This is a genomic window from Chryseobacterium sp. HNCC26DJ239, assembly GCF_057180445.1.
Genome location: NZ_JBXUGJ010000007.1, coordinates 225127 through 245353, shown reverse-complemented (window position 1 = coordinate 245353; position 20227 = coordinate 225127). Strand labels below are relative to the sequence as shown.

Below are 20227 nucleotides of genomic sequence, written 5' to 3'. Positions count from 1 at the left end.
GTGTATTAGCAAAAGCGTGCTGTACTTCGCCAAGCTCAGCAACCAGAATACTCAAATTGAAACCTAACGAAGTGGTTCTACAGAGTCAAAATTTGAATATTCTTCGCCGTCGATTCTTGTACTTAGCTTTAATTTTATACTAAAATATCTCTTTAAGGAAATTCAAAATAGAAAAATCTAAATTATCACAGTATCATTAGAACTTTTGAACAAAGTTAAATTGAACTTTTCAACAAAGCTTCATCATGTATTTATATGCAACTTTGCGTTATCAATTTAGATACAAATGGAAAATATAAAAACGGTTTTAGTAACCGGAGGTTCAGGATTTGTAGGCAGTCATACAATCGTTCAGCTTCTCCAAAAGGGATACAAAGTAAAAACTACTATTCGTTCTATAGCTAAAAAACATCTAGTTATCGAAATGATTAAAAATGGAGGAATACATTCTTTTGAAAATCTCAGTTTCATAGAAGCAGATTTATCTGATGATAAAAACTGGGACATCGCAACAGAAAACTGCAACTACGTAATGCACATTGCCTCTCCCATTCATTTAAGCATCCCAAAAGACGAAAATGAAATGATTCGACCGGCTGTTGACGGTACTTTAAGAGTTTTAAAAGCAGCTAAAAAATCAAAAGTAAAGCGTGTGGTGATGACTTCAAACTTTGGAGCGGTGGGATACAGCCACAAAGATCCATCAAAATTAATTACCGAAGAAAGCTGGACAGATCCTAACGAAAAAGGATTATCCGCATACAACAAATCTAAAGTGTATGCAGAGCATGCTGCTTGGGAATTTATAAAAAATGAAGGTGGAAATCTAGAACTCACCGTCATAAATCCTGTCGGAATTTTTGGTCCTGCGTTAGATGCAAAGCTATCCAGTGGTTTTGAACTTTTAAGAAATGTTTTAAATGGTACGATGAAAAGAATTCCTAATCTCCAGCTTGCCATTGTAGATGTTCGTGATTTGGTAGATCTTCACATTAAAGCGATGGAAAGTAATGAAGCAAACGGACAAAGATTTTTAGCACTTTCTGGAGGAACTATCACACTGCATGAAATAGCAAAATTCATCAAAGAAAAAAGACCCGATGCAACCCGAAATACATCTACTAAAAGATTACCAGATTGGCAAGTACGTCTTGCCGCACTGTATAATTCACAGGCAAAAGCTCTAGCTCCTATGCTTGGAATTAACAGAAATGCAAGCAATGAAAAGGCTAAAAAAATTCTTGGATGGCAACCTAGAAGCAACGAAGAGGCATTATTGGCAACAGTTGATAGTCTTGTTGAATTTCAAAATTTATAACTTTGCAGCATGAGAATCATCATCACAGGAGCAACAGGAATGGTAGGTGAAGGCGTTTTAATGGAATGTCTTCAAAACTCAGAAGTATTTGAAGTACTCAGTATTTCAAGAAAACTCTGCGGCATTATCCATCCTAAACTAAAGGAATTATTGATTTCAGATTTCTCAGAAATTCAAAATTACTCAGAAAAATTAAAAGGATACGACGCTTGCTTTTATTGCGCAGGAAAAAGCTCAAATGGTATGTCGGAAGAAGAGTACACCAAAATAACATACGAAACTACCCTTCATTTCGCAAAAGTTTTACAAGAAATAAACCCCAAATTAGTTTTCAATTTTATTTCCGGAAACCATACCGACAATACAGAAAAAGGAAAAGTAATGTGGGCCCGAGTAAAAGGAAAAACAGAAAACCAACTCACCAAAATTTTTGGCAATAAAGCGTTTCATCTCCGTCCCGCTTTAATGAAGCCCATAAAAGGGCAACAACATTTATATGGTTATAATAGATGGGCTCATCAAATCTTATATCCTTTAATGAGCATTTTTTTCCCTTCCTGCAGCATTCAGGAAATTGCAAAAGCAATGATAAAAACAGCATCCAAAGGCTATTCAAAACAAATTTTAGAAGTAAAAGATATTAAAACAGCAGCAAATGAAACTGGCATTAAAAATACTTAAAAGAATTTTTTTCGGTATACTAATTTTGGTTGCTGTAGCATTCCTCTTTGTTTTTTTCTATCTCAAACAGGACCAATTTGGTGCTTTACCCAGCGGAAAAAGACTGGAACTGGTTGAAAAATCTCCCAATTTCAAGAATGGAAGCTTCCATAATAAATATGAATTACCAACCATTACCAAAGGATATAGCATGATGGGTGTTTTGTGGACTACATTAACCAAAGAGTTTCCACGTACAGAACCTGCCTCAATCTTGCCTTCAGTAAAAACTGATTTAAAAAAACTACCAAAAGATAAAAATTGGTTGGTTTGGTTCGGGCACTCTTCTTTTCTCATGCAGATTGATGGTATAAGAATTCTCGTTGATCCTGTATTTAGCGGAAACGCCTCTCCTATTCCCGGTTCTGTAAAATCGTATAAAGGTACAGACGTTTATGCTGTAGAAGATATGCCGGAAATTGATTATCTCTTAATTTCGCACGATCATTACGACCATCTAGACTTTGAAACTATTAAAAAATTAAATTCAAAAGTTAAAAAAGTAATTTGCGGATTGGGTGTAGGTGCGCATTTTGAACGTTGGGGATTTTCGAATGACAAAATTTTTGATAAAGATTGGGGCGATGAAGTAAAAGTAAATAACCGTCTTTCTATTTTTACTGAAAGAACACACCACAATTGCGCAAGAGGTATAACTCGTGATAAAGCACTTTGGGTTTCATTTATCATAAAATCGCCGAATATGCAAATATTTTACAGCGGAGACGGAGGCTATGATGATAGATTTAAAGAAATTTACAAAAAATATGGCGCAATAGACTGGGCTTTTATGGAATTTGGCCAATATAATCCGGCTTGGGAAAGCGTACACGAACTTCCACATCAAGTAATAAAAGCTACAGCAGAATTGCACGCTAAAAATATGATGCCTGTTCACCATTCAAAATTTACTTTAGCAAGACATCCTTGGGACGAACCGCTGAAATTGGCTACAGAATATTCTAAGGGAAAATCTCACAGACTCGCTACACCAATGATTGGTGAAACACTTTGGCTGAACGATTCTACACAGCAATTTAAACAATGGTGGATCGGAATTGACTAAATCTTTAACACATGAAAGTTACCGAAATAAAATCTTGTTACATTGGTCCTGAAATTTCTCCAGAACAATATATACCAGAGCATATGTTTCTATTTTTAGCAAAAGGATTTTTGAATGCATACGACGGAAACAAACATTACACCATGGAGTCTGGAGAATATTGCCTCGTTAGAAAAAACAGGCTTGGCCGCTATAACAAGCAAAAAATAAACGATCAGTTTGAAAAAGTTGTTATTATTCTAGATGAAGTCTTTTTAAAAAGCTTTCAAGAAAAGTATACTATTAAAATCTCGAAGGAATTCTATGCGGACACTTTCATCAAAATACCACAAAACGAATTAATTCTTCCTTTTATACATTCTTTAATGCCTTTCTATAATGGTGAAGGAAATTTGGATAAAGCCTTTTCGGATATAAAAAGGGAGGAATTCTTATTGATTCTTCTAAAAATTCAGCCGGAAGTTGCTTCTATTTTGTTTGATTTTGGAATTCCGGATAAAATTAACTTAGAATCTTTCATGAACAAAAATTACAGATTTAATGTAAGTATTGAACGTTTTGCGTATTTAACAGGAAGAAGTTTATCTGCTTTTAAAAGAGACTTTAAAGCTATTTTTAACGAAACTCCAAATCGGTGGCTGGTAAAAAAACGATTACAAGAAGCATATTTTCTAATTGAGAAAAATAAAAAAACAGCCAGCGAAATTTACCTGGATCTTGGCTTTGAAGATCTCTCTCATTTTTCATTTGCTTTCAAAAAGCAATTCGGGATAAACACGACAGCAATTAACAAAATATCATAAAAATTCTTTTTCATCATTAAGTTTTAATGCTAAATTAGGAATATCTTGGATTCCCTTATTAAGATAAATTAATTCAATATTTTTTGAAGTGATTATCTCTCTGATTCATTTTTTTTTGTAAATTGGCTATGTAAATTTTTTAGAAATCAACAGGTTACTAAAATAAAATTAAAAAAAATTACAACCATAAAACTCAAATTAAAAACAAGAATTACTATGAAAAATAAAATAATCCCTTCAATATCCCTAGTTTGTGCAATATTTTTCCTGAATGCATGTACAAAAAATCCTGATAAAAAGCCAAGTTCCGAAACAACTACCGTTGTAGATTCTTCCAACCCTCTTCCTTCCTGGAATGATGGTGAAACCAAAAAGGCAATCATTGATTTTGTAACACAAGCAACAGATAAAGAAAGTCCGAACTTTATCCCAGAAGCAGATAGAATTGCCACTTTCGACAACGACGGAACATTGTGGGCAGAAAAACCTTTAATTCAGGAGCTTTTTGCTTTCTTTATGGTTAATAAATTGGTTAAAAAAAATCCGGCTTTAGCACAGAAACAACCTTTTAAAGCAGTAATCGAAAAAGATAAAACATTTTTTGAAAAAGGAGGTGAAAAAGCTATATTAGAATTGGTTTGGGCAACTCATACCGGAATGACAGAAGACGAATTTGAGGAAGCAGTAAAAGAATTTTCGGCTAGTGCAAAACATCCTAAAACCAATCTTCCTATTAAAAACATGACGTATAAACCACAAATTGAATTATTGGAATATCTGCGCAGTAATGGTTTCAAAACATTTATCTGCACAGGCGGAACAATAGAATTTGTGCGTGGGATTTCACAAGATTTCTACGGCATTCCGAAAGAAGATGTAATTGGCACCTCTTTTCAATATGAATTTAATGACAGTACCAATACAATCTATAGAAACCAAAAGCTCGTTTCTTTTAATGATAAACAAGTAAAACCTACAAACATTCAGTTACATATTGGTAAAAAGCCTGTCTTTGCATGCGGAAACGAAGGTGCAGGTGGCGATATTGCTATGCTAGAATATTCGCAAACCAGTAAATATCCTTCATTTCAGTTGTTGGTAAACCATAACGATCCAAAGCGTGAGTTTAGTTATCAAGAAAAAGACAACGCCTCTCTGAATATGGCTGCTAAAAACAAATGGCATGTCATCAGTATGAAAGACGACTGGAAGGAAGTATTTGTAAAATAGTCTTACATTAAAAAATAAACAATTATACAGCGATCAGATTTTTTAATCTGATCGTTTTTTTTATTTAATACTAAATTAAAGAATAGAGACAATTATGGTTCGATTATTAATCATTTTTTAAGATTCAATTAAAAGCTTTACAATGTTGGATCATCATTTTTGCAGAAATAAGAAAATAGTAAAAATGAAAAACAAATACTTTTTTAGAGGTTTGCTCCCTATTGCAGCACTATTTCATGGTGTAATTTCGGCACAAACCACACTAGTTCATTATTGGAATTTTAACAACAACGCTTCGGTTGCTTCTATTACAACCCCAACTTCTACGCTTTTAAACGGCTCCATTACGGCAACCTCTACAGGAACAGGAAGTAGTGATACTTTTATAGATTTTGCTAGTGGAACGGGACAAAACTTCAATGTAGATAATCTAAATGCAAGAAACGGAGATGTATCTGGAACACATTTACGATACAACTATCCTATCAACGGAAATATTCAGTTTAATATACCAACAACCGGTTACAATAATGTTGTGGTAAAATTTACAACAAGAAGATCTGGCTCTGGAGCAGGAAACCAAAACTGGTTTTATTCTTTAGACGGAACAACTTTTATTCCTTATCAAACAGTTGTTTCTTTGGATGCCAATCCGCAATTAATTACTTTCAATTTTTCTACAATTACAGGTGCTGCAAACAATCCCAATTTCAAACTTAAAGTTGAATTCGCTCAAGGAGCAGGCGGAACGGTTGGAAATAACAGATTCGATAATTTTACCGTAGACGCAACCACAATCGGAACAACAGACACTACTCCACCAAATGTTACAATTGCTCCTGCAAACGGTAGTAATAATGCTTCAACCATTGTAAATCCAACACTTAGTTTTAACGAAAATGTCCGATTGATTGATAATTCACCAATAACTTCTTCGAATGTTCAAAACTTGGTAGAATTAAGGCTAAATAACACAACAGGAACCACCGTTCCGTTTACAGCAACATTTGCCAATAATATAATTACTGTAGTTCCAACTGGAGGTTTACTTCCCAACCAAGCTTATTATTTAGCTTTAAAACCAAACGTGGTAGAAGACTTGAGTGACAACGCTGTTACAGTCACTTCTTCATCAACCTTTACGACAGCAGGAACAAGCATTTCTTTAGATAAAAACTTTATTAAAGTAAATGAAACTGCAGGAACTTTGGCATTCAAAATTAACGTAACCAATCCATCGACAGCTTCTGTAACTTTAGCTGCTAAACCTGCACCGTACAGTACAGCAGACAGCAACGATTTTACGTTTACTTCTCAAATCGTAAATTTTACACCTACAACATCAAGTGTTACTGTAAACATTCCTATTATTGACGATCTTACGCCAGAACAACAGGCAGAATACTTTGTTTTGGAACTTCAAAATCCTTCAACTGGTTTAAGCATTACAGGAGACACGATGTCGACGGTTTATATTGTAGACAACGATAAACCTGCTCCTGCTCCATCCAACCAATTACAATTGAGCTATGTTGGAAGCTTCGATCCTTCTGGAAGTAATAATAGTTCAACAGAAATCGTAGTTCACGATCCTGCAACACAAAGATTATTTACAATCAGTTCGCTTACTGATGTTTTTGATATTATTAATTTCTCGAATCCAGCTTCACCTTCAGTAATTCAAACAGTTAATATGGCTCCATACGGAGGAATTACAAGTATCGCAGTGAAAAATGGAATTCTTGCCGTAGCTTCTCCAAACGCAAACAATGCACAAGGTAATGGTTCTGTGGTTTTTTTCGACATCAATGGAAACTTCTTGAAACAAGTTACAGTAGGTGTTTTACCCGACATGATTACTTTCACGCCAGACGGAACAAAAGTAATGACTGCCAATGAAGGTGAACCCAATGACGCTTATACCGTAGATCCGGAAGGTTCTATTTCTATTATTGATATTCCATCTTTAACGGTTGCGGGAATTCAAGGTTTAACACAAACCAATGTTACCACACTTTCTTTCGCGGGGTACAACGCTCAAGAAGCTACATTTATTTCTTCAGGCGGAAGAAAAGTAAAATCTACAAGTACTTTAGCACAAGATTTAGAACCGGAATATATCGCCATAAGCTCAGACAGCCAAAAAGCTTGGGTTTCTTGTCAAGAAAACAACGGTGTTGTTGAAGTTGATCTCAATACAAAAACCCTCGGAAATCTTTGGGGATTAGGAACAAAAGATATGAGTTTACCTGGAAATGGTTTTGATGCATCAGACAATAACGGTGAAATTCTAATCGCCAATTGGCCAGTAAAAGCATACTACAATCCAGATGGAATGGCTACTTTCAAAATTGGAAGCACCAATTATCTGGTAACCGCAAACGAAGGTGACGAAAAAGATTTAGGAGGTTTCAGTGAAAGAACAACGGTGGGCGCGAATGGATATGCTTTAGATTCTACAATTTTCCCGAATGCTTCCGTGTTGAAAGCTTCATATAATTTAGGAAGATTCAGAGTAAGTAACGTGAACGGAAACACAGACGGAGATTCAGATTTTGAAGAAATTAAAGCTTTAGGAGCAAGATCTTTTTCAATTTTCAACGCAGATACAAAACAAATGGTTTACGACAGTGGTGATCAGTTTGAAAGATATATTGCAGCCAACCATCCATTTATTTTTAATGCTGATAACGAAGTTTCAAATACCCCAAAAGCAAGAAGCCGTGCAAAAGGTCCGGAACCAGAAGGTGTAACTTTAGGAACAATTAATGGGCAAACTTTCGCATTCATCACTCTAGAAAGAACAGGAGGTGTAATGGTCTATAATGTAACCGACCCAAATAACGTAACATTTGTAGATTACAAACATTCCAGAATGACGTCTGCATTTGGCGGCGACAACGGTCCGGAAGGAATTACCTATATCGCTCCACAAAACATGACCAACGGAAAAGGATATGTAGTGGTTGCCAACGAAATTAGCGGAACATTAGCGATTTACGAAGTTCTGCCATCTGCGACGCTTTCTACAAGCGAAGTAAAAACTGAAAAAGCCACTTTCAACATTTTCCCCAATCCTGTAAAACAAGGAAATACACTATACTTCAACCGAGCAATGGGCTACGAAATGTACGACATGAGCGGGAAGCTTCTTGGAAAAGAGAAAAATGCTTTAACCATCGATACTTCAAAACTAAATACCGGAGTTTACCTCATCAAAACATCGGAAGGAGAAGTAAAGCGATTCATCGTGAAATAATTTTTAGACTTAATAATTTACATTTGGAGCCTCGATTTTTCGGGGCTTTTTTGCTACTTTCCTAAACTTTGTCAAAGTTTTTTCCATTCTAAATGATAGCTTTACAAGGTTTGTTTCTAATGCTTTCAATCCTACATTTCCAATGTAAAAACCAATTTTTAAGTACTGCCCTTTTCCGTGAATTTTTTTTCATTAAATTTACTTTCAGAAAATTACAAAATCATGAAAACAAACATAAAATTTTTTTTAATCTCTTTGGTGGCAAGTTTTATTTTCTTTCCTTCTTGCACTATTGATGAAGATGTTCAGATCGTTACAGTCCTGGAGAGTACAATAAACAACGCACAAAGTGGAACATGGAAAGTTTCAAAATTTATTGATTCCGGAACTGATGAAACCAGTCATTTTTCTGGATACAACTTCACCTTCAAATATACAGGTGAACTGAACGCAAATAACGGAACCAACAACTACAACGGTATCTGGAGCATCAACGACAGCAATAGTAACGATAATACTTTAGACGATTTAGAATTTTACATCCAATATAATCTCGGAAACGATTTTGATGATTTAAGTGAAGATTGGAAATTTGTTTCTCAAACTTCTACCCAAATAGAGCTCATCCACGTAAGCGGAGGAAACGGAGGAACCGATTATCTTACTTTTACTAAGAACTAACCTCACAGATTTTAATCATTTTTGATACTCAACAAAAAAAGACAAACCTTTTCAAGTTTGTCTTAAAAAATATATCGTATTTTTTTTACTCTACATTGATTACCTTTTCAATTTCGGGAGCATATTGTTTGATGCTGTTCTCTACGCCAAGTTTTAGGGTAGAAAAATTTAATGAACAACCAGAACAGTTCCCCAAAAGCTTTACGTAAACGGTATTATCTTTCACGTCGATAAGCTCAATATCGCCACCATCTTTATTCAAAAAAGGGCGAATACTGTCTAAAGCTTCCATTACTTTAGTTACTGTTTCTTCGTGTGCTGTATTTATTTCCATATTGTGTTTCGGTTTCAAAAAATTTATTGAAAGATAAGAAATTTATTTTTTTGGTGAGCAACCAGCCATTGTGGTAATCTTCACAGCTTCGGTTGGCGGTAGATGTTTGTTTCTTTCTACCAAGCTTTCTACCATTTTCTTAGCAGTTTCTGTATAGATTTCGGCAATCTTAGAACCCTCCTGCAAAGCAGCTGGTCTACCCACATCTCCCGCTTCTCTGATGCTCTGAATTAAAGGAATTTCTCCTAAAACCGGGATTCCTAAATCGTCTGCCAAATATTGCGCACCTTGGTTTCCGAAGATATAATATTTATTGTCTGGCAATTCTTCTGGTGTGAAGTAAGCCATGTTTTCTACCAATCCTAAAACCGGGATATTGATGCTCTCCATTTGGAACATAGCAATCCCTTTTCTTACGTCTGCCAAAGCTACGTGTTGAGGTGTACTTACAATAACCGCTCCTGTAACCGGAACTTCCTGAATGATAGACAAGTGAATATCTCCTGTTCCCGGAGGAAGGTCGATTAATAAGAAGTCTAATTCTCCCCAAGCTGCATCTCTAATCATTTGGTTTAAAGCTTTCGAAGCCATTGGACCTCTCCAAACCACCGCTTGATTAGCACCAGAAAAATATCCGATAGAAAGCATTTTCACACCATAATTTTCGATAGGTTTCATTAGGTTTTTACCGTCAACTTCTACAGAAATTGGTTTAGCACCTTCCGTATCAAACATGGTTGGAACAGATGGACCGTAAATATCGGCATCCAATAAACCAACTTTGAAACCCATTTTAGAAAGCGTTACTGCAAGATTGGCAGAAACAGTAGACTTCCCTACTCCTCCTTTTCCAGATGCAATTGCAATCACATTTTGAATTCCCGGAATTTGTTTCCCTTTAATCTGGCTCTGCTGAATTTCGCTTGGCTCAGGAGAAACAATTTTAAGTTTTAGATTGATCTCTTCTCCAAATTCGCTGGCAAACGCCTGCTTCATGGCTGCTTCGAGTTTCTTTTTTTCGTGCATCGCTGGTGAATGCGCTGTCATGTCGATGTAAACATCATTACCCATGATCTGCAGATTATTCACCAAGTCGTCTACTTCTATCTCTTTAAGGAAATTTTGTACCTTTTCTTTCGTCAACATAAACTAAATAAATTGACTACAAATTTACGGATTTTTTACTGATTTAGAATGAATAAAGATACTCATAGATAAATTCTTTTGCTCACCTATTTTTTTAGTATTTTAGTGCGCTTTAATAGTATTTAAAAATGAAAAAAACTATCATCGTTCTGTTGGGTTTATGGATGGGGCAACTTTCAGCCCAAAACTACGCTCAATACGTTAATCCATTCATTGGAACAGGCGGCCATGGTCATACATTTCCGGGAGCTACGCTGCCTTTCGGAATGGTACAACTCTCACCAGACACGAGAATCGACGGAAGCTGGGACGGTTGCGGAGGCTATCACTACTCAGATTCTGTAATTTACGGATTTTCTCATACCCATCTGAACGGAACTGGTGTTTCTGATTACGGAGACATTATGTTGATGCCTACAATGGGGAAAGCAAGCCTAAACGCTAAAGATTATTCTTCAAAATTTTCTCATGCAAATGAAAAAGCAACGGCTGGTTTTTATTCTGTAAAACTTGATAAACACAACATCGATGTTCGATTAACCACCACAAAAAGGGTGGGTTATCATGAGTATAAGTTTAATAATGCAGGAACAGCAAATATTATTTTAGACTTAAACCACCGCGACAAACTTTTGCAAGGTGAAGTAAGAATTATTGATTCTAAAACCATAGAAATTCTTAGAAGAAGCGAAGCTTGGGCAAAAGACCAATACGTCTACGCCAAAATTGAGTTTTCAAAACCCATGAAAATTTCGAAAAAACTGGCAAACGGAACTCAAGACAACAAACTTTATACAGGAACACAATTGGCGCTTGCTTTTAGTACGAATGTAAAAAAGGGCGAAAAAATTAATGTAAAAGTTGCGCTTTCACCAACAGATTACGACGGTGCTGCAAAAAATTTCTTAGCTGAAGGAAAATCAAACGACTTCGAAGCTGTAAAAAAAGAAGCAGAAGCAGCTTGGAACAAAGAATTATCTAAAATTGAAGTGAAATCTTCCGATAAAAACAAGCTTGCTATTTTTTATACTGCTTTGTATCATGTCTTCACACAACCAAATATCAATATGGATATAGATGGCAAATACAGAGGTCGCGACCATAAATTTTACTACGCAAAAGACTTCGATTTTTACACCGTGTTTTCGCTTTGGGACACTTTTAGAGGAGCACATCCTTTAATGACTTTAATCGATAAAAAAAGAACGTCAGATTTCGTTAATACTTTCATCAAACAACGTGAGCAAGGCGGAAGAATTCCTGTATGGGAACTGGCTTCCAACGAAACAGAATGTATGATTGGGTATCACGGCGTTTCGGTAATTGCCGATGCAATGGTAAAAGGAATTAAAGGTTTTGATTACGAAAAAGCCTACGAAGCCGCAAAAAACTCTGCAATGCAGGATATTTTCGGTCTTAATGCTTACAAAAATAAAAACTTCATCAGCATTGATGATGAGCACGAGAGTGTTTCTAAAACTTTAGAATATGCTTACGACGATTGGTGTATTGCGCAAATGGCTAAAATTTTAGACAAAAAAGAAGATTACGAATACTTCATGAAGCGTTCACAAAACTGGAAAAATCTTTACAATCCGGCAAATGGCTTTATGCAGGCAAGAAAAAACGGTAATTGGTATCAACCTTTCGACCCGAATGAGGTGAATAACAATTACACAGAAGGAAATTCTTGGCATTACTCTTACTTCGTTCCGCAAGATATTCCGGGATTAATTCAAGCGCATGGTGGAAAAGAAAAATTTGAGCAATTTATAGATGCAATTTTCACTGCATCAGACAAAACGACAGGAAGAGAGCAAGTAGACATTACAGGTTTAATTGGGCAATATGCGCAAGGAAACGAACCAAGCCATCATATTGCTTACCTTTATAATTTCGTTGATAAACCTCAGAAAACCGAGGCTAAAATTAAATACATTCTAGATAATTTTTACAAAAATACTCCAGATGGATTAATTGGAAACGAAGATTGCGGACAAATGAGTGCGTGGTACGTTTTAAGCTCGATGGGAATTTATTCTGTAACGCCAGGAAAGCCAGAATGGGAAACAACAACGCCTTATTTCGACGAAATTAAAATTCATCTGGAAGACGGAACTACAAAAACCATCACCAAAACAACACCGAAAAACGAGTTGAAATATTTAGGTTTTGAAAACGTAAAACCGTCAAAAGAAATGAAATTTGCAGAACAAACTGCGGCTCCAATTATTGTGGCAGACCGTTTGTTTGATTTCACTTCAAATGTTCAAATTACGCCGCTAAACTCTGATGACAAAGTATATTACATGACTTTGGACGAGGACGATAAAAACGTAAGAAAAACTTTTAAAGCGTATAAAGGACCTTTTACGATTAATAAAACGACGCAAGTTTCTGCTTACTCAGAAAGAAACGGTGAAAAAAGCGGAATTAACACTGCAAGCTTCAACAAAAGACCAAATCATTGGGATATTACCATTAATGCTAACGTAAATCCGCAATATACTGCAGGAGGAAAATTTGCTTTAATAGACGGAATCAACGGTGAGGTAAACTGGAGAAAAGGAGAATGGCAAGGTTATCAAGGTCAAACCGTGGAAGCAATTATCGATTTTAAATCTCCACAACAAATCAAGCATATTTCTTCATCTTACCTTCAAGACAGCAGAGCTTGGATTTTGATGCCGAAAAAAGTAGAATATTACGCTTCAATGGACGGAAAAACCTACATTTTGTTGAAAACTTTAGACAACAACATCGATGCAAAAGATGAGAAAGTTCAAACCAAAAACTTTGAAACCGATGTGTTGCCAACAGAAGCAAGATACATTAAAGTAAAAGCGTATCATTTTGGGAAACTTCCAGCGTGGCATCAAGGTGCAGGCGGCGAAGCTTACATTTTCATTGATGAAATTTCTGCAAGATAATTTTAAAAAAATCAATACTTACAACCTCTTTCATTTTGAAGGAGGTTTTTTTTAACATAATAAGGGAAATTTTCCGTTCATCACTTATAATTTTTCCCTAAAAAAAGATTATTCATCTATAAAATAACTACGTTAATCGAAAAAAATAGCTTTTCAATCCTTAATACGTTATTTTTGTAAAAGAATTTTTCAAAACACTTATGAAGAAGGAAAAAACAAAAATATCCACCTTATCCAAAGTTCTAAGAATTTCGGGAATAAGTTTAGGTGGCGTTGTACTGATCTTATTTGCAGCTCCGTACTTCTTTCAAGACACCATTAATAGTGGTATCAAAAAAGCGATGAAAAGCTACATTAAAACCGATGTAGATTTCAAAGATTTGAATATTTCTTTCTTTACGCATTTTCCGAATCTTACCGTTACGCTTACCGATTCTTCAATAAAAGGTAGTGCTCCTTTTCAAAACGAAAACCTTATCGATGCCAAAGAAATTGGTTTGGGTGTGGACGTTACGACGCTTTTTAGCGACAAAATCGTGTTCAATACTTTGTATATTGAAGACGCGAATATTCGCATGAAAAAAGACAGTTTAGGCAAAAGCAACTTGGATATTATGGTTTCCGAAGAAGAAGCTGAAAAAAATAATGAATCTAATTTAGCCTTAGATTTAAAGAATTTCAAAGTTTCAAATTCAAATTATATTTACGACGACCTTTTTAGCAAAGTGCATTTAAAGCTAGACCAATTAGAATACGACGGCTTAATTGATTGGTCTAAAAACGTCATCAGTCTGAATGCAAAAACTGATATAAAAAACACCCACTTCAGATTTGATAAAGATGTTTGGATTAAAAATTTACCGTTAAAAGGAAACATCGATACAAAAATCGACCTCAATCAGCTTAGTTTTTATTTTACCGACAATCCTTTGGTTTTAGGGCAATTTCCTTTCAATCTTCAAGGAAGTCTTAAAATGCCGAACGAAAAACAGTTTTACGATTTAAAAATCACTGCAAAAAACGCTGATTTAAAAGGTGTTCCTGCGATTATTCCGGAAGCTTATCAAAACTACGCGAAGCAAATTGAAATGACCGGCAAAACCGACATTTTGTTTACGATGAAAGGAGTTTTAGACGCCGCAACAAAACAAAATCCTGACATCCATATTGAAACAAAAATCAATAATGGTTCTTTTAATTATCAAAAATCTGCCACGCCAATTAACAGTTTGAATGTAATGTCGGTGATGGATATTCCTGGTTTGGACGGTAATAAATTGAAGCTAAAAGTTGATGAAATAGATTTCAGTTTATTAAACGGCTATACGAGAGCAAATTTTGTATTCGAAAACGGTTCTACCCTATTTTCTGAAGGAAAAATAGATTCAAACATCAATCTTGAAGCATTAAAAAATGCCACCGGTTACAAAAAAATTGATGCCAAAGGAAACCTTAAACTGAAAGGAAACTGGAAAGGTTTAATTTCGATGGATGCCAAAAATAATTTGCAAAAAGTTCCCCTTTTTGATGTAAAAGCAGATTTGAAAAATGGATATTTCAAAATGCAGGAAATGCCGGCTGCTTTAGAGCACATCAATTTGGATATGAATGTGAAAAACAGCGATGGAAACTTCAAAAACACCGCTATTTTGGTGCACGATATCGATGCAAAAGCGCTCGACAATTATGCGAAAGGGAAAATAGAGGTTAAAAATCTTCAGAACTACCTTATTGATGCAGATTTTACGGCGAAAATTCATCTTCAAGACATCTATAAAATTTATCCTTTAAAAGGAATTGTTTTACGAGGCGACCTTTTCGTAAAAACGAAAGCAAACGGAACATACGAACCCAAACTAAAGCGAGTTCCCGTGAGCAACAGTACGCTGAACCTCAAAAACGGTTACATTCAATTTGCCGATTATCCCGAACTGCCTTTAGAAAACATTAATGTAGAAACTCATGTAAAAAGCGGAAGAGGTTCTTTCAGCGATTTAAGCATCGATGTTTTGCCTATTTCTTTCACTTTGGCAGGGAAACCTTTTACGGTGAGAGCCAATTTAAAAAACCTCAACAATCTCAATTACAGGCTTCATTCTAAAGGTCAACTTAATTTGGGAGACATATACAAACTTTTCCCGATTGAAGGATTGTCGGTAAACGGCGTTGTGTACACAGATGTTGGTTTGAAAGGTCAAAACGGAGCCGCTTTGGAGAATATCCAGAACAGAGGTTTTGTGAAAATTCAAAATATTGCGATTGATTCTAAATATTTCCCGAGCCAATTTTTAATTAATGAAGGTTTGTTTAAACTGAAAGGAAGCCAACTTCAGTTTGAAAATGTAAACGCGAGTTACAAGAAAAATGTTTTTGTCTTCAACGGAAACGTTAGCAACTACATCAATTATATTTTAAAAGACCAAAATCTTACAGGAAGCATCAATTTCACTTCAAAAAAAGTAAATGTTGATGATTTTATGGCTTATAATTCGGGAGCGTCTTCTTCATCTTCTTCAGGAAATGAGGGCGTAATTTTACTTCCAAAAAATCTGGATATTACGATTAACGGAAATGCAAACGAAGTTTTATTTAAAGACATAAAACTGAATAATTTTAAAGGAAATCTTGCTTTAAAACAAGGAAATTTAGCCTTAAACGACACCGAATTTGGCATGATTGGTTCTACCTTCAACGCCAACGGAACTTACACCCCGATTAATGCGAAAAAAGCAAAATTCAGCATTGTAACGAAAGCAAAAAACTTCGATATACAAAGAGCATATAAAGAAATTGCATTGTTTAGAGAAATGGTTTCTGCCGCAGAAAATGCACACGGAAAAGTCTCCATGGATTATCATTTGGAAGGAGATTTGGGCGCAGATTTTTTCCCAAAACTAAAAACCATCAAAGGACACGGTGTTCTTACCTTGGAAGACATACAATTTAAAGGTTTTAAAGTCTTCAACTCAGTAGCTGAAAAAACTTCTACCGATGCTTTACACGACGCAAAAGTGACCAAAGTAGACGTAAAAACAAGCATTAAAGACAATGTAATTACCATTGAAAGAACGAAGTTTAAAATTGCAGGTTTCAGACCTAGAATTGAAGGGCAGGTTAGTTTGGATGGTTATATAAATGTTGGAATGCGTTTAGGTTTGCCGCCTTTCGGAATTATCGGAATTCCTATCAAAATTACCGGTCCTTCTGATACTTTTAAAGTAGAAACAGGTAAATACGAAAAAGAAGAACTGAACGAAACCGACGATGATTACAAAGATTATCAAAAAGCTCAGGAAGAAGAAGCCGCAAAAAAAGCTGCAGAAACACAAGCCGCAAAACCTCAACAATAAATACTAAAATATCCATCGCTTGATGGATATTTTTTTTTAGCTTAAACTTATTTTTTCAGACCAGTTTAATGGTTCGGGCAAATCCAAATTAGAAAATTCTATGTGAATTACCCTTCTTTTTTTTCCGTTGGTTGTACGATTAGAGCCATGTAAAAGCAATGGTTTCATCAACATCACACCGCCTTTTTCCACTTCGCAAATCACTTCAGTTTCTTCGTTCCAATCGATAGTTTCTGGTCTATAAATTCCTTTTGAATGTGATTTTGGAACCACTTTCAAAGCTCCATTCTGCGAATCGGTATCATCTAAATGAATTCTTATCGTGAAAATATTTTCTAAAATTGATAAAGGAGGTTGCACCGCAAATTGATTTTGCTTTGTTGTCCAAGGTCCAAAATTTTCAAGTTCTAATTTTTTATCTACAGAAATCGTTAAATCTTGATGGTACGCAACATACCAATTCGATTTTTCAGGTTTATCAAAGTAAATGCTTTTTACAACGAAATAGTTATCCCCAAAAATTTCTTTAATAACTGTTTTCAAATTTTCGTTAAAAACTAAATCATTTACCTCTGGAATTTCCTTTAAAAATTGACGAATTGCGAAAAGGTCTTCAGATTTTCTAAACGTATCTTTTGAAGTATCAATATTTTGAATGACTGAGCTGATGTTCTCAATTTCTTCATCCGAAAATACATTATTTATCATGCAAAAACCGTTTTCTAGAATCTCGGTTTTCTTATTTTCTATATTCATTTACTTGAAAAATTATTCTTCAAAACCATTATTTTTAAGCAATTCTGCCAAAACTTTTTTAGCACGCATCACTCTTACTTTGGTATTTGCTACAGAAATTCCAAGTTCTTCGGCAATTTCTTTAATACTTTTCTCCTCAAAAAATCTAAGCCGTAAAATATCCTGATAATTTTTGTCTAAAGATTCTATTGTTTTGATGATTTTTTTTTGTTCTTCATCAGAAATCATTAACTCTTCAGGTGATTTTGCGTATTGGTTTTTCACCTCGTCCAAATGTTCTGTAGGATCTTGATTTTCACGGGCTTTTTTTCGCCAAAAATCAATAATAGTATTTTGAGCAATCGTTAAAACCCAAGTTTTAAACTCAAAATGAGGATCATACATATCAATCTTTGAAAGTACTTTAGAGAAAACATTTACAGTAATTTCATCGGCATCATTTTCATCTCGAACCTTCTTCATCACGAATGAAAAAACATCCACCCAAAAAATATTAATGAGTTTGGTTTGCGCCTTTTGATCTTTCTCTTTGGCTTTCGAAATAAGTTGGAATAGCTGTTGGTCTATCATTAACAAACAAATATAAACGATTTTAAACAAAAAACAAGCGAGACATGAGGTATAAGATTCGAGTTAAAATTAATAAATTATGATCACGAAAGCTGAAACATAATGAACTCGGATCGTAAATCTCGAAACGCGAAAGTCTAACCTCCTTTCTCTCATCACAAATCAACTGAATTTCCTATCTTTGCCCATTAATTTTAAACTGAAAAATAATGAACTCTTTTATTGAAGAACTGAAATGGCGCGGTCTTTTTGCAGACATGATGCCGGGAACGGATGAACAACTTGATAAAGAACTGACTACAGCCTATATCGGGTTCGATCCTACCGCAGATTCTTTGCATATCGGAAGTTTAATTCAGATCAAAATTTTGGCTCATTTTCAGCAGCACGGTCACAAACCTATTGCTTTAGTTGGTGGTGCTACAGGAATGATTGGGGATCCTTCTGGAAAATCTGCTGAAAGAAATCTTTTGGACGAAGCTACTCTACTTCATTATGTAGACTGCTTGAAAAACCAACTTTCTAGATTCTTAGATTTCACAGGAACGGAGCCAAATAAAGCAGAATTGGTAAACAATTACGACTGGATGAAAAATATTTCTTTCCTGGATTTTGCAAAAAATGTAGGGAAAAATATTACGGTAAACTACATGATGGCAAAAGATTCTGTGAAGAAAAGATTTTCTGGCGAATCGGGAGCAGAAGGAATGAGTTTTACTGAATTCACTTACCAATTAATTCAAGGTTACGATTTTTTACATTTATACCAAAATAACGGTGTAAAACTTCAAATGGGAGGTTCTGACCAATGGGGAAATATCACTACAGGAACAGAATTAATCAGAAGAAAAGCACAAGGAGAAGCGTTTGCTTTAACGGTTCCTTTAATTACAAAAGCAGATGGTTCTAAATTTGGAAAATCTGAAGCTGGAGAAAATTATTGGCTAGACAAAAAGAAAACTTCACCTTATAAATTTTACCAATTCTGGTTGAACGCAACCGATGTTGACGCTGAAAGATTCATTAAATTTTATACTTTTTTACCTATAGAAGAAATTGAAACATTAATTGAAGACCATAAAACAGCTCCACACGAAAGAAAACTTCAGAAAAAATTGGCTGAAGAAGTAACGGTTTGGGTTCATGGTAGGGAAGAATACGAAAAAGCATTGAAAGCTTCTGAAATTCTTTTCGGGAGATCTACAGCAGAAGATTTGGTAAGTCTTGATGAAGAAACTTTCTTGGAAGTTTTTGATGGAGTACCTCAAACAGAAATTACAAAAGCTGAAGTTTTAGGATTAAACATTATAGATTTACTTTCAAACTCAGGATTTTTAAAATCTAAAAGTGAAGCAACAAGAGAATTAAAAGGAAATGCAATTTCTGTAAACAAGCAGAAAGTAAACGATCAATACTCTGCTTCTGAAACAGACTTAATTGATGGTAAATTTCTACTCCTTCAAAAAGGAAAGAAAAGCTACTTTATTGTAAAAGCAATATAAGATAAAACGAAAAAACCGCCAATCGGCGGTTTTTTTATTGATAAGCGAAAAGCTTTTATTATAATTCTAAGAAACTGAAATCTACAGAAACAGTTTTGTTACCAGATCCGATAACAGTATTGGTTGCTGCAACTTCACCATCTACATAGATATTAACTGTAAGTTTAGAATCTCCGTTCGGGCAAATTGCATTGGCATCAAGATTAAGCTGCGCTTGGCTTGAATTTACAAACATTTCCTGGCTAGACCAAGTTTCAACATCTGGCTTTACAGGATCAAACATAGTGTTCTGGCTAGTTCCAACTTGAGTAACAATCGTCTTAAGTTGTACTTTTGCTGTACTTCCAGCTGCACCACCTCTTACGCCTACAACTTCAAAACGAACCAAATGATCGGTAAAACCTTCATCATCGTCGTCGTTTTTACAAGATGTTGTTAAAGAAAATACTGATAAAACTAGTAAGAATAAAAAAGAAAACTTAAGTAAACTTTTAGATGTGTAAAAATGCTTCATTTCTCCAGATAAATTTTTAATGAGTCAAATATAAGTTTTTTATCAATA

The 20227-nt window shown here is 35.0% G+C and carries 15 protein-coding genes; 10 read left to right on the top strand and 5 right to left on the bottom strand.

The window, feature by feature from the left end; translation table 11 throughout:
* Positions 1–286 precede the first annotated feature (286 nt).
* The 7 genes from AC2A1D_RS16240 (at position 287) to AC2A1D_RS16210 (ending at position 9077) form a co-directional block, all read left to right on the top strand.
* Positions 287–1318 (top strand): SDR family oxidoreductase, encoded by a 1032-nt coding sequence (locus AC2A1D_RS16240; protein ID WP_484044624.1) that lies wholly within the window; start codon positions 287–289, stop codon positions 1316–1318.
* A 9-nt stretch (positions 1319–1327) separates the two neighbouring features.
* Complete coding sequence (locus tag AC2A1D_RS16235; RefSeq protein WP_484044623.1) at positions 1328–1999, top strand: NAD-dependent epimerase/dehydratase family protein; 672 nt, start codon at positions 1328–1330, stop codon at positions 1997–1999.
* Positions 1974–3104 (top strand): MBL fold metallo-hydrolase, encoded by a 1131-nt coding sequence (locus AC2A1D_RS16230; RefSeq protein WP_484044622.1) that lies wholly within the window; start codon positions 1974–1976, stop codon positions 3102–3104. Before AC2A1D_RS16235 ends, AC2A1D_RS16230 begins: the two co-directional genes overlap by 26 nt.
* An 11-nt stretch (positions 3105–3115) precedes the next feature.
* The gene (locus AC2A1D_RS16225; protein ID WP_484044621.1) at positions 3116–3907 is read left to right on the top strand and encodes a helix-turn-helix domain-containing protein; all 792 of its coding nucleotides are present in this window, start codon (positions 3116–3118) and stop codon (positions 3905–3907) included.
* 216 nt (positions 3908–4123) lie between these two features.
* Entirely contained in the window at positions 4124–5137 is a 1014-nt protein-coding gene (locus tag AC2A1D_RS16220) for an HAD family hydrolase (RefSeq protein WP_484044620.1), read from the top strand.
* A gap of 184 nt (positions 5138–5321) precedes the next feature.
* Positions 5322–8396: a choice-of-anchor I family protein gene (locus AC2A1D_RS16215; protein ID WP_484044619.1), complete on the top strand. Its 3075-nt coding sequence runs from the start codon at positions 5322–5324 to the stop codon at positions 8394–8396.
* 222 nt (positions 8397–8618) lie between these two features.
* Positions 8619–9077: a hypothetical protein gene (locus tag AC2A1D_RS16210; RefSeq protein ID WP_484044618.1), complete on the top strand. Its 459-nt coding sequence runs from the start codon at positions 8619–8621 to the stop codon at positions 9075–9077.
* 85 nt (positions 9078–9162) lie between these two features.
* Here AC2A1D_RS16210 and AC2A1D_RS16205 read toward each other — a convergent pair whose 3' ends face one another.
* Together AC2A1D_RS16205 and AC2A1D_RS16200 are read right to left on the bottom strand one after the other, a co-directional pair.
* Positions 9163–9411, bottom strand: coding sequence for a NifU family protein (locus AC2A1D_RS16205; protein ID WP_484044617.1), 249 nt, complete (start codon positions 9409–9411; stop codon positions 9163–9165).
* A gap of 42 nt (positions 9412–9453) precedes the next feature.
* The gene (locus tag AC2A1D_RS16200) at positions 9454–10557 is read right to left on the bottom strand and encodes an Mrp/NBP35 family ATP-binding protein (RefSeq protein ID WP_484044616.1); all 1104 of its coding nucleotides are present in this window, start codon (positions 10555–10557) and stop codon (positions 9454–9456) included.
* A 128-nt stretch (positions 10558–10685) separates the two neighbouring features.
* On the opposite strand from AC2A1D_RS16200, the gene AC2A1D_RS16195 reads away from it, so the two are divergent.
* Positions 10686–13487: a GH92 family glycosyl hydrolase gene (locus AC2A1D_RS16195; protein WP_484044615.1), complete on the top strand. Its 2802-nt coding sequence runs from the start codon at positions 10686–10688 to the stop codon at positions 13485–13487.
* Positions 13488–13687: 200 nt separating this feature from the next.
* A complete protein-coding gene (locus AC2A1D_RS16190) occupies positions 13688–16837 on the top strand; it encodes an AsmA family protein (RefSeq protein ID WP_484044613.1) in 3150 nt (1049 codons plus the stop codon).
* 36 nt (positions 16838–16873) lie between these two features.
* Here the strand turns inward: AC2A1D_RS16190 and AC2A1D_RS16185 are convergent, their stop codons facing one another.
* Both AC2A1D_RS16185 and AC2A1D_RS16180 read right to left on the bottom strand, forming a co-directional pair.
* A complete protein-coding gene (locus AC2A1D_RS16185; RefSeq protein ID WP_484044612.1) occupies positions 16874–17593 on the bottom strand; it encodes a phytanoyl-CoA dioxygenase family protein in 720 nt (239 codons plus the stop codon).
* A 12-nt stretch (positions 17594–17605) separates the two neighbouring features.
* Positions 17606–18163, bottom strand: a complete 558-nt coding sequence (locus AC2A1D_RS16180; RefSeq protein ID WP_484044611.1) for an RNA polymerase sigma factor — start codon at positions 18161–18163, stop codon at positions 17606–17608.
* Positions 18164–18372: 209 nt separating this feature from the next.
* Between AC2A1D_RS16180 and tyrS the strand changes: the two genes are divergently transcribed.
* Entirely contained in the window at positions 18373–19665 is a 1293-nt protein-coding gene (tyrS, locus tag AC2A1D_RS16175) for a tyrosine--tRNA ligase (protein WP_484044610.1), read from the top strand.
* Between the two features lie 58 nt (positions 19666–19723).
* Here tyrS and AC2A1D_RS16170 read toward each other — a convergent pair whose 3' ends face one another.
* A complete protein-coding gene (locus AC2A1D_RS16170) occupies positions 19724–20179 on the bottom strand; it encodes a hypothetical protein (protein ID WP_484044609.1) in 456 nt (151 codons plus the stop codon).
* Positions 20180–20227 lie beyond the last annotated feature (48 nt).

What these genes read in the sequence shown, in the direction of transcription:
- AC2A1D_RS16240 (WP_484044624.1), top strand. Translation starts at nt 287, where the DNA reads ATGGAAAATATAAAAACGGTTTTAGTAACCGGAGGTTCAGGATTTGTA.
- AC2A1D_RS16215 (WP_484044619.1), top strand. Translation starts at nt 5,322, where the DNA reads ATGAAAAACAAATACTTTTTTAGAGGTTTGCTCCCTATTGCAGCACTA.
- AC2A1D_RS16220 (WP_484044620.1), top strand. Translation starts at nt 4,124, where the DNA reads ATGAAAAATAAAATAATCCCTTCAATATCCCTAGTTTGTGCAATATTT.
- AC2A1D_RS16210 (WP_484044618.1), top strand. Translation starts at nt 8,619, where the DNA reads ATGAAAACAAACATAAAATTTTTTTTAATCTCTTTGGTGGCAAGTTTT.
- AC2A1D_RS16200 (WP_484044616.1), bottom strand. Translation starts at nt 10,557, where the DNA reads ATGTTGACGAAAGAAAAGGTACAAAATTTCCTTAAAGAGATAGAAGTA.
- AC2A1D_RS16230 (WP_484044622.1), top strand. Translation starts at nt 1,974, where the DNA reads ATGAAACTGGCATTAAAAATACTTAAAAGAATTTTTTTCGGTATACTA.
- AC2A1D_RS16195 (WP_484044615.1), top strand. Translation starts at nt 10,686, where the DNA reads ATGAAAAAAACTATCATCGTTCTGTTGGGTTTATGGATGGGGCAACTT.
- AC2A1D_RS16185 (WP_484044612.1), bottom strand. Translation starts at nt 17,593, where the DNA reads ATGAATATAGAAAATAAGAAAACCGAGATTCTAGAAAACGGTTTTTGC.
- AC2A1D_RS16180 (WP_484044611.1), bottom strand. Translation starts at nt 18,163, where the DNA reads ATGATAGACCAACAGCTATTCCAACTTATTTCGAAAGCCAAAGAGAAA.
- AC2A1D_RS16225 (WP_484044621.1), top strand. Translation starts at nt 3,116, where the DNA reads ATGAAAGTTACCGAAATAAAATCTTGTTACATTGGTCCTGAAATTTCT.
- tyrS (WP_484044610.1), top strand. Translation starts at nt 18,373, where the DNA reads ATGAACTCTTTTATTGAAGAACTGAAATGGCGCGGTCTTTTTGCAGAC.
- AC2A1D_RS16190 (WP_484044613.1), top strand. Translation starts at nt 13,688, where the DNA reads ATGAAGAAGGAAAAAACAAAAATATCCACCTTATCCAAAGTTCTAAGA.
- AC2A1D_RS16205 (WP_484044617.1), bottom strand. Translation starts at nt 9,411, where the DNA reads ATGGAAATAAATACAGCACACGAAGAAACAGTAACTAAAGTAATGGAA.
- AC2A1D_RS16235 (WP_484044623.1), top strand. Translation starts at nt 1,328, where the DNA reads ATGAGAATCATCATCACAGGAGCAACAGGAATGGTAGGTGAAGGCGTT.
- AC2A1D_RS16170 (WP_484044609.1), bottom strand. Translation starts at nt 20,179, where the DNA reads ATGAAGCATTTTTACACATCTAAAAGTTTACTTAAGTTTTCTTTTTTA.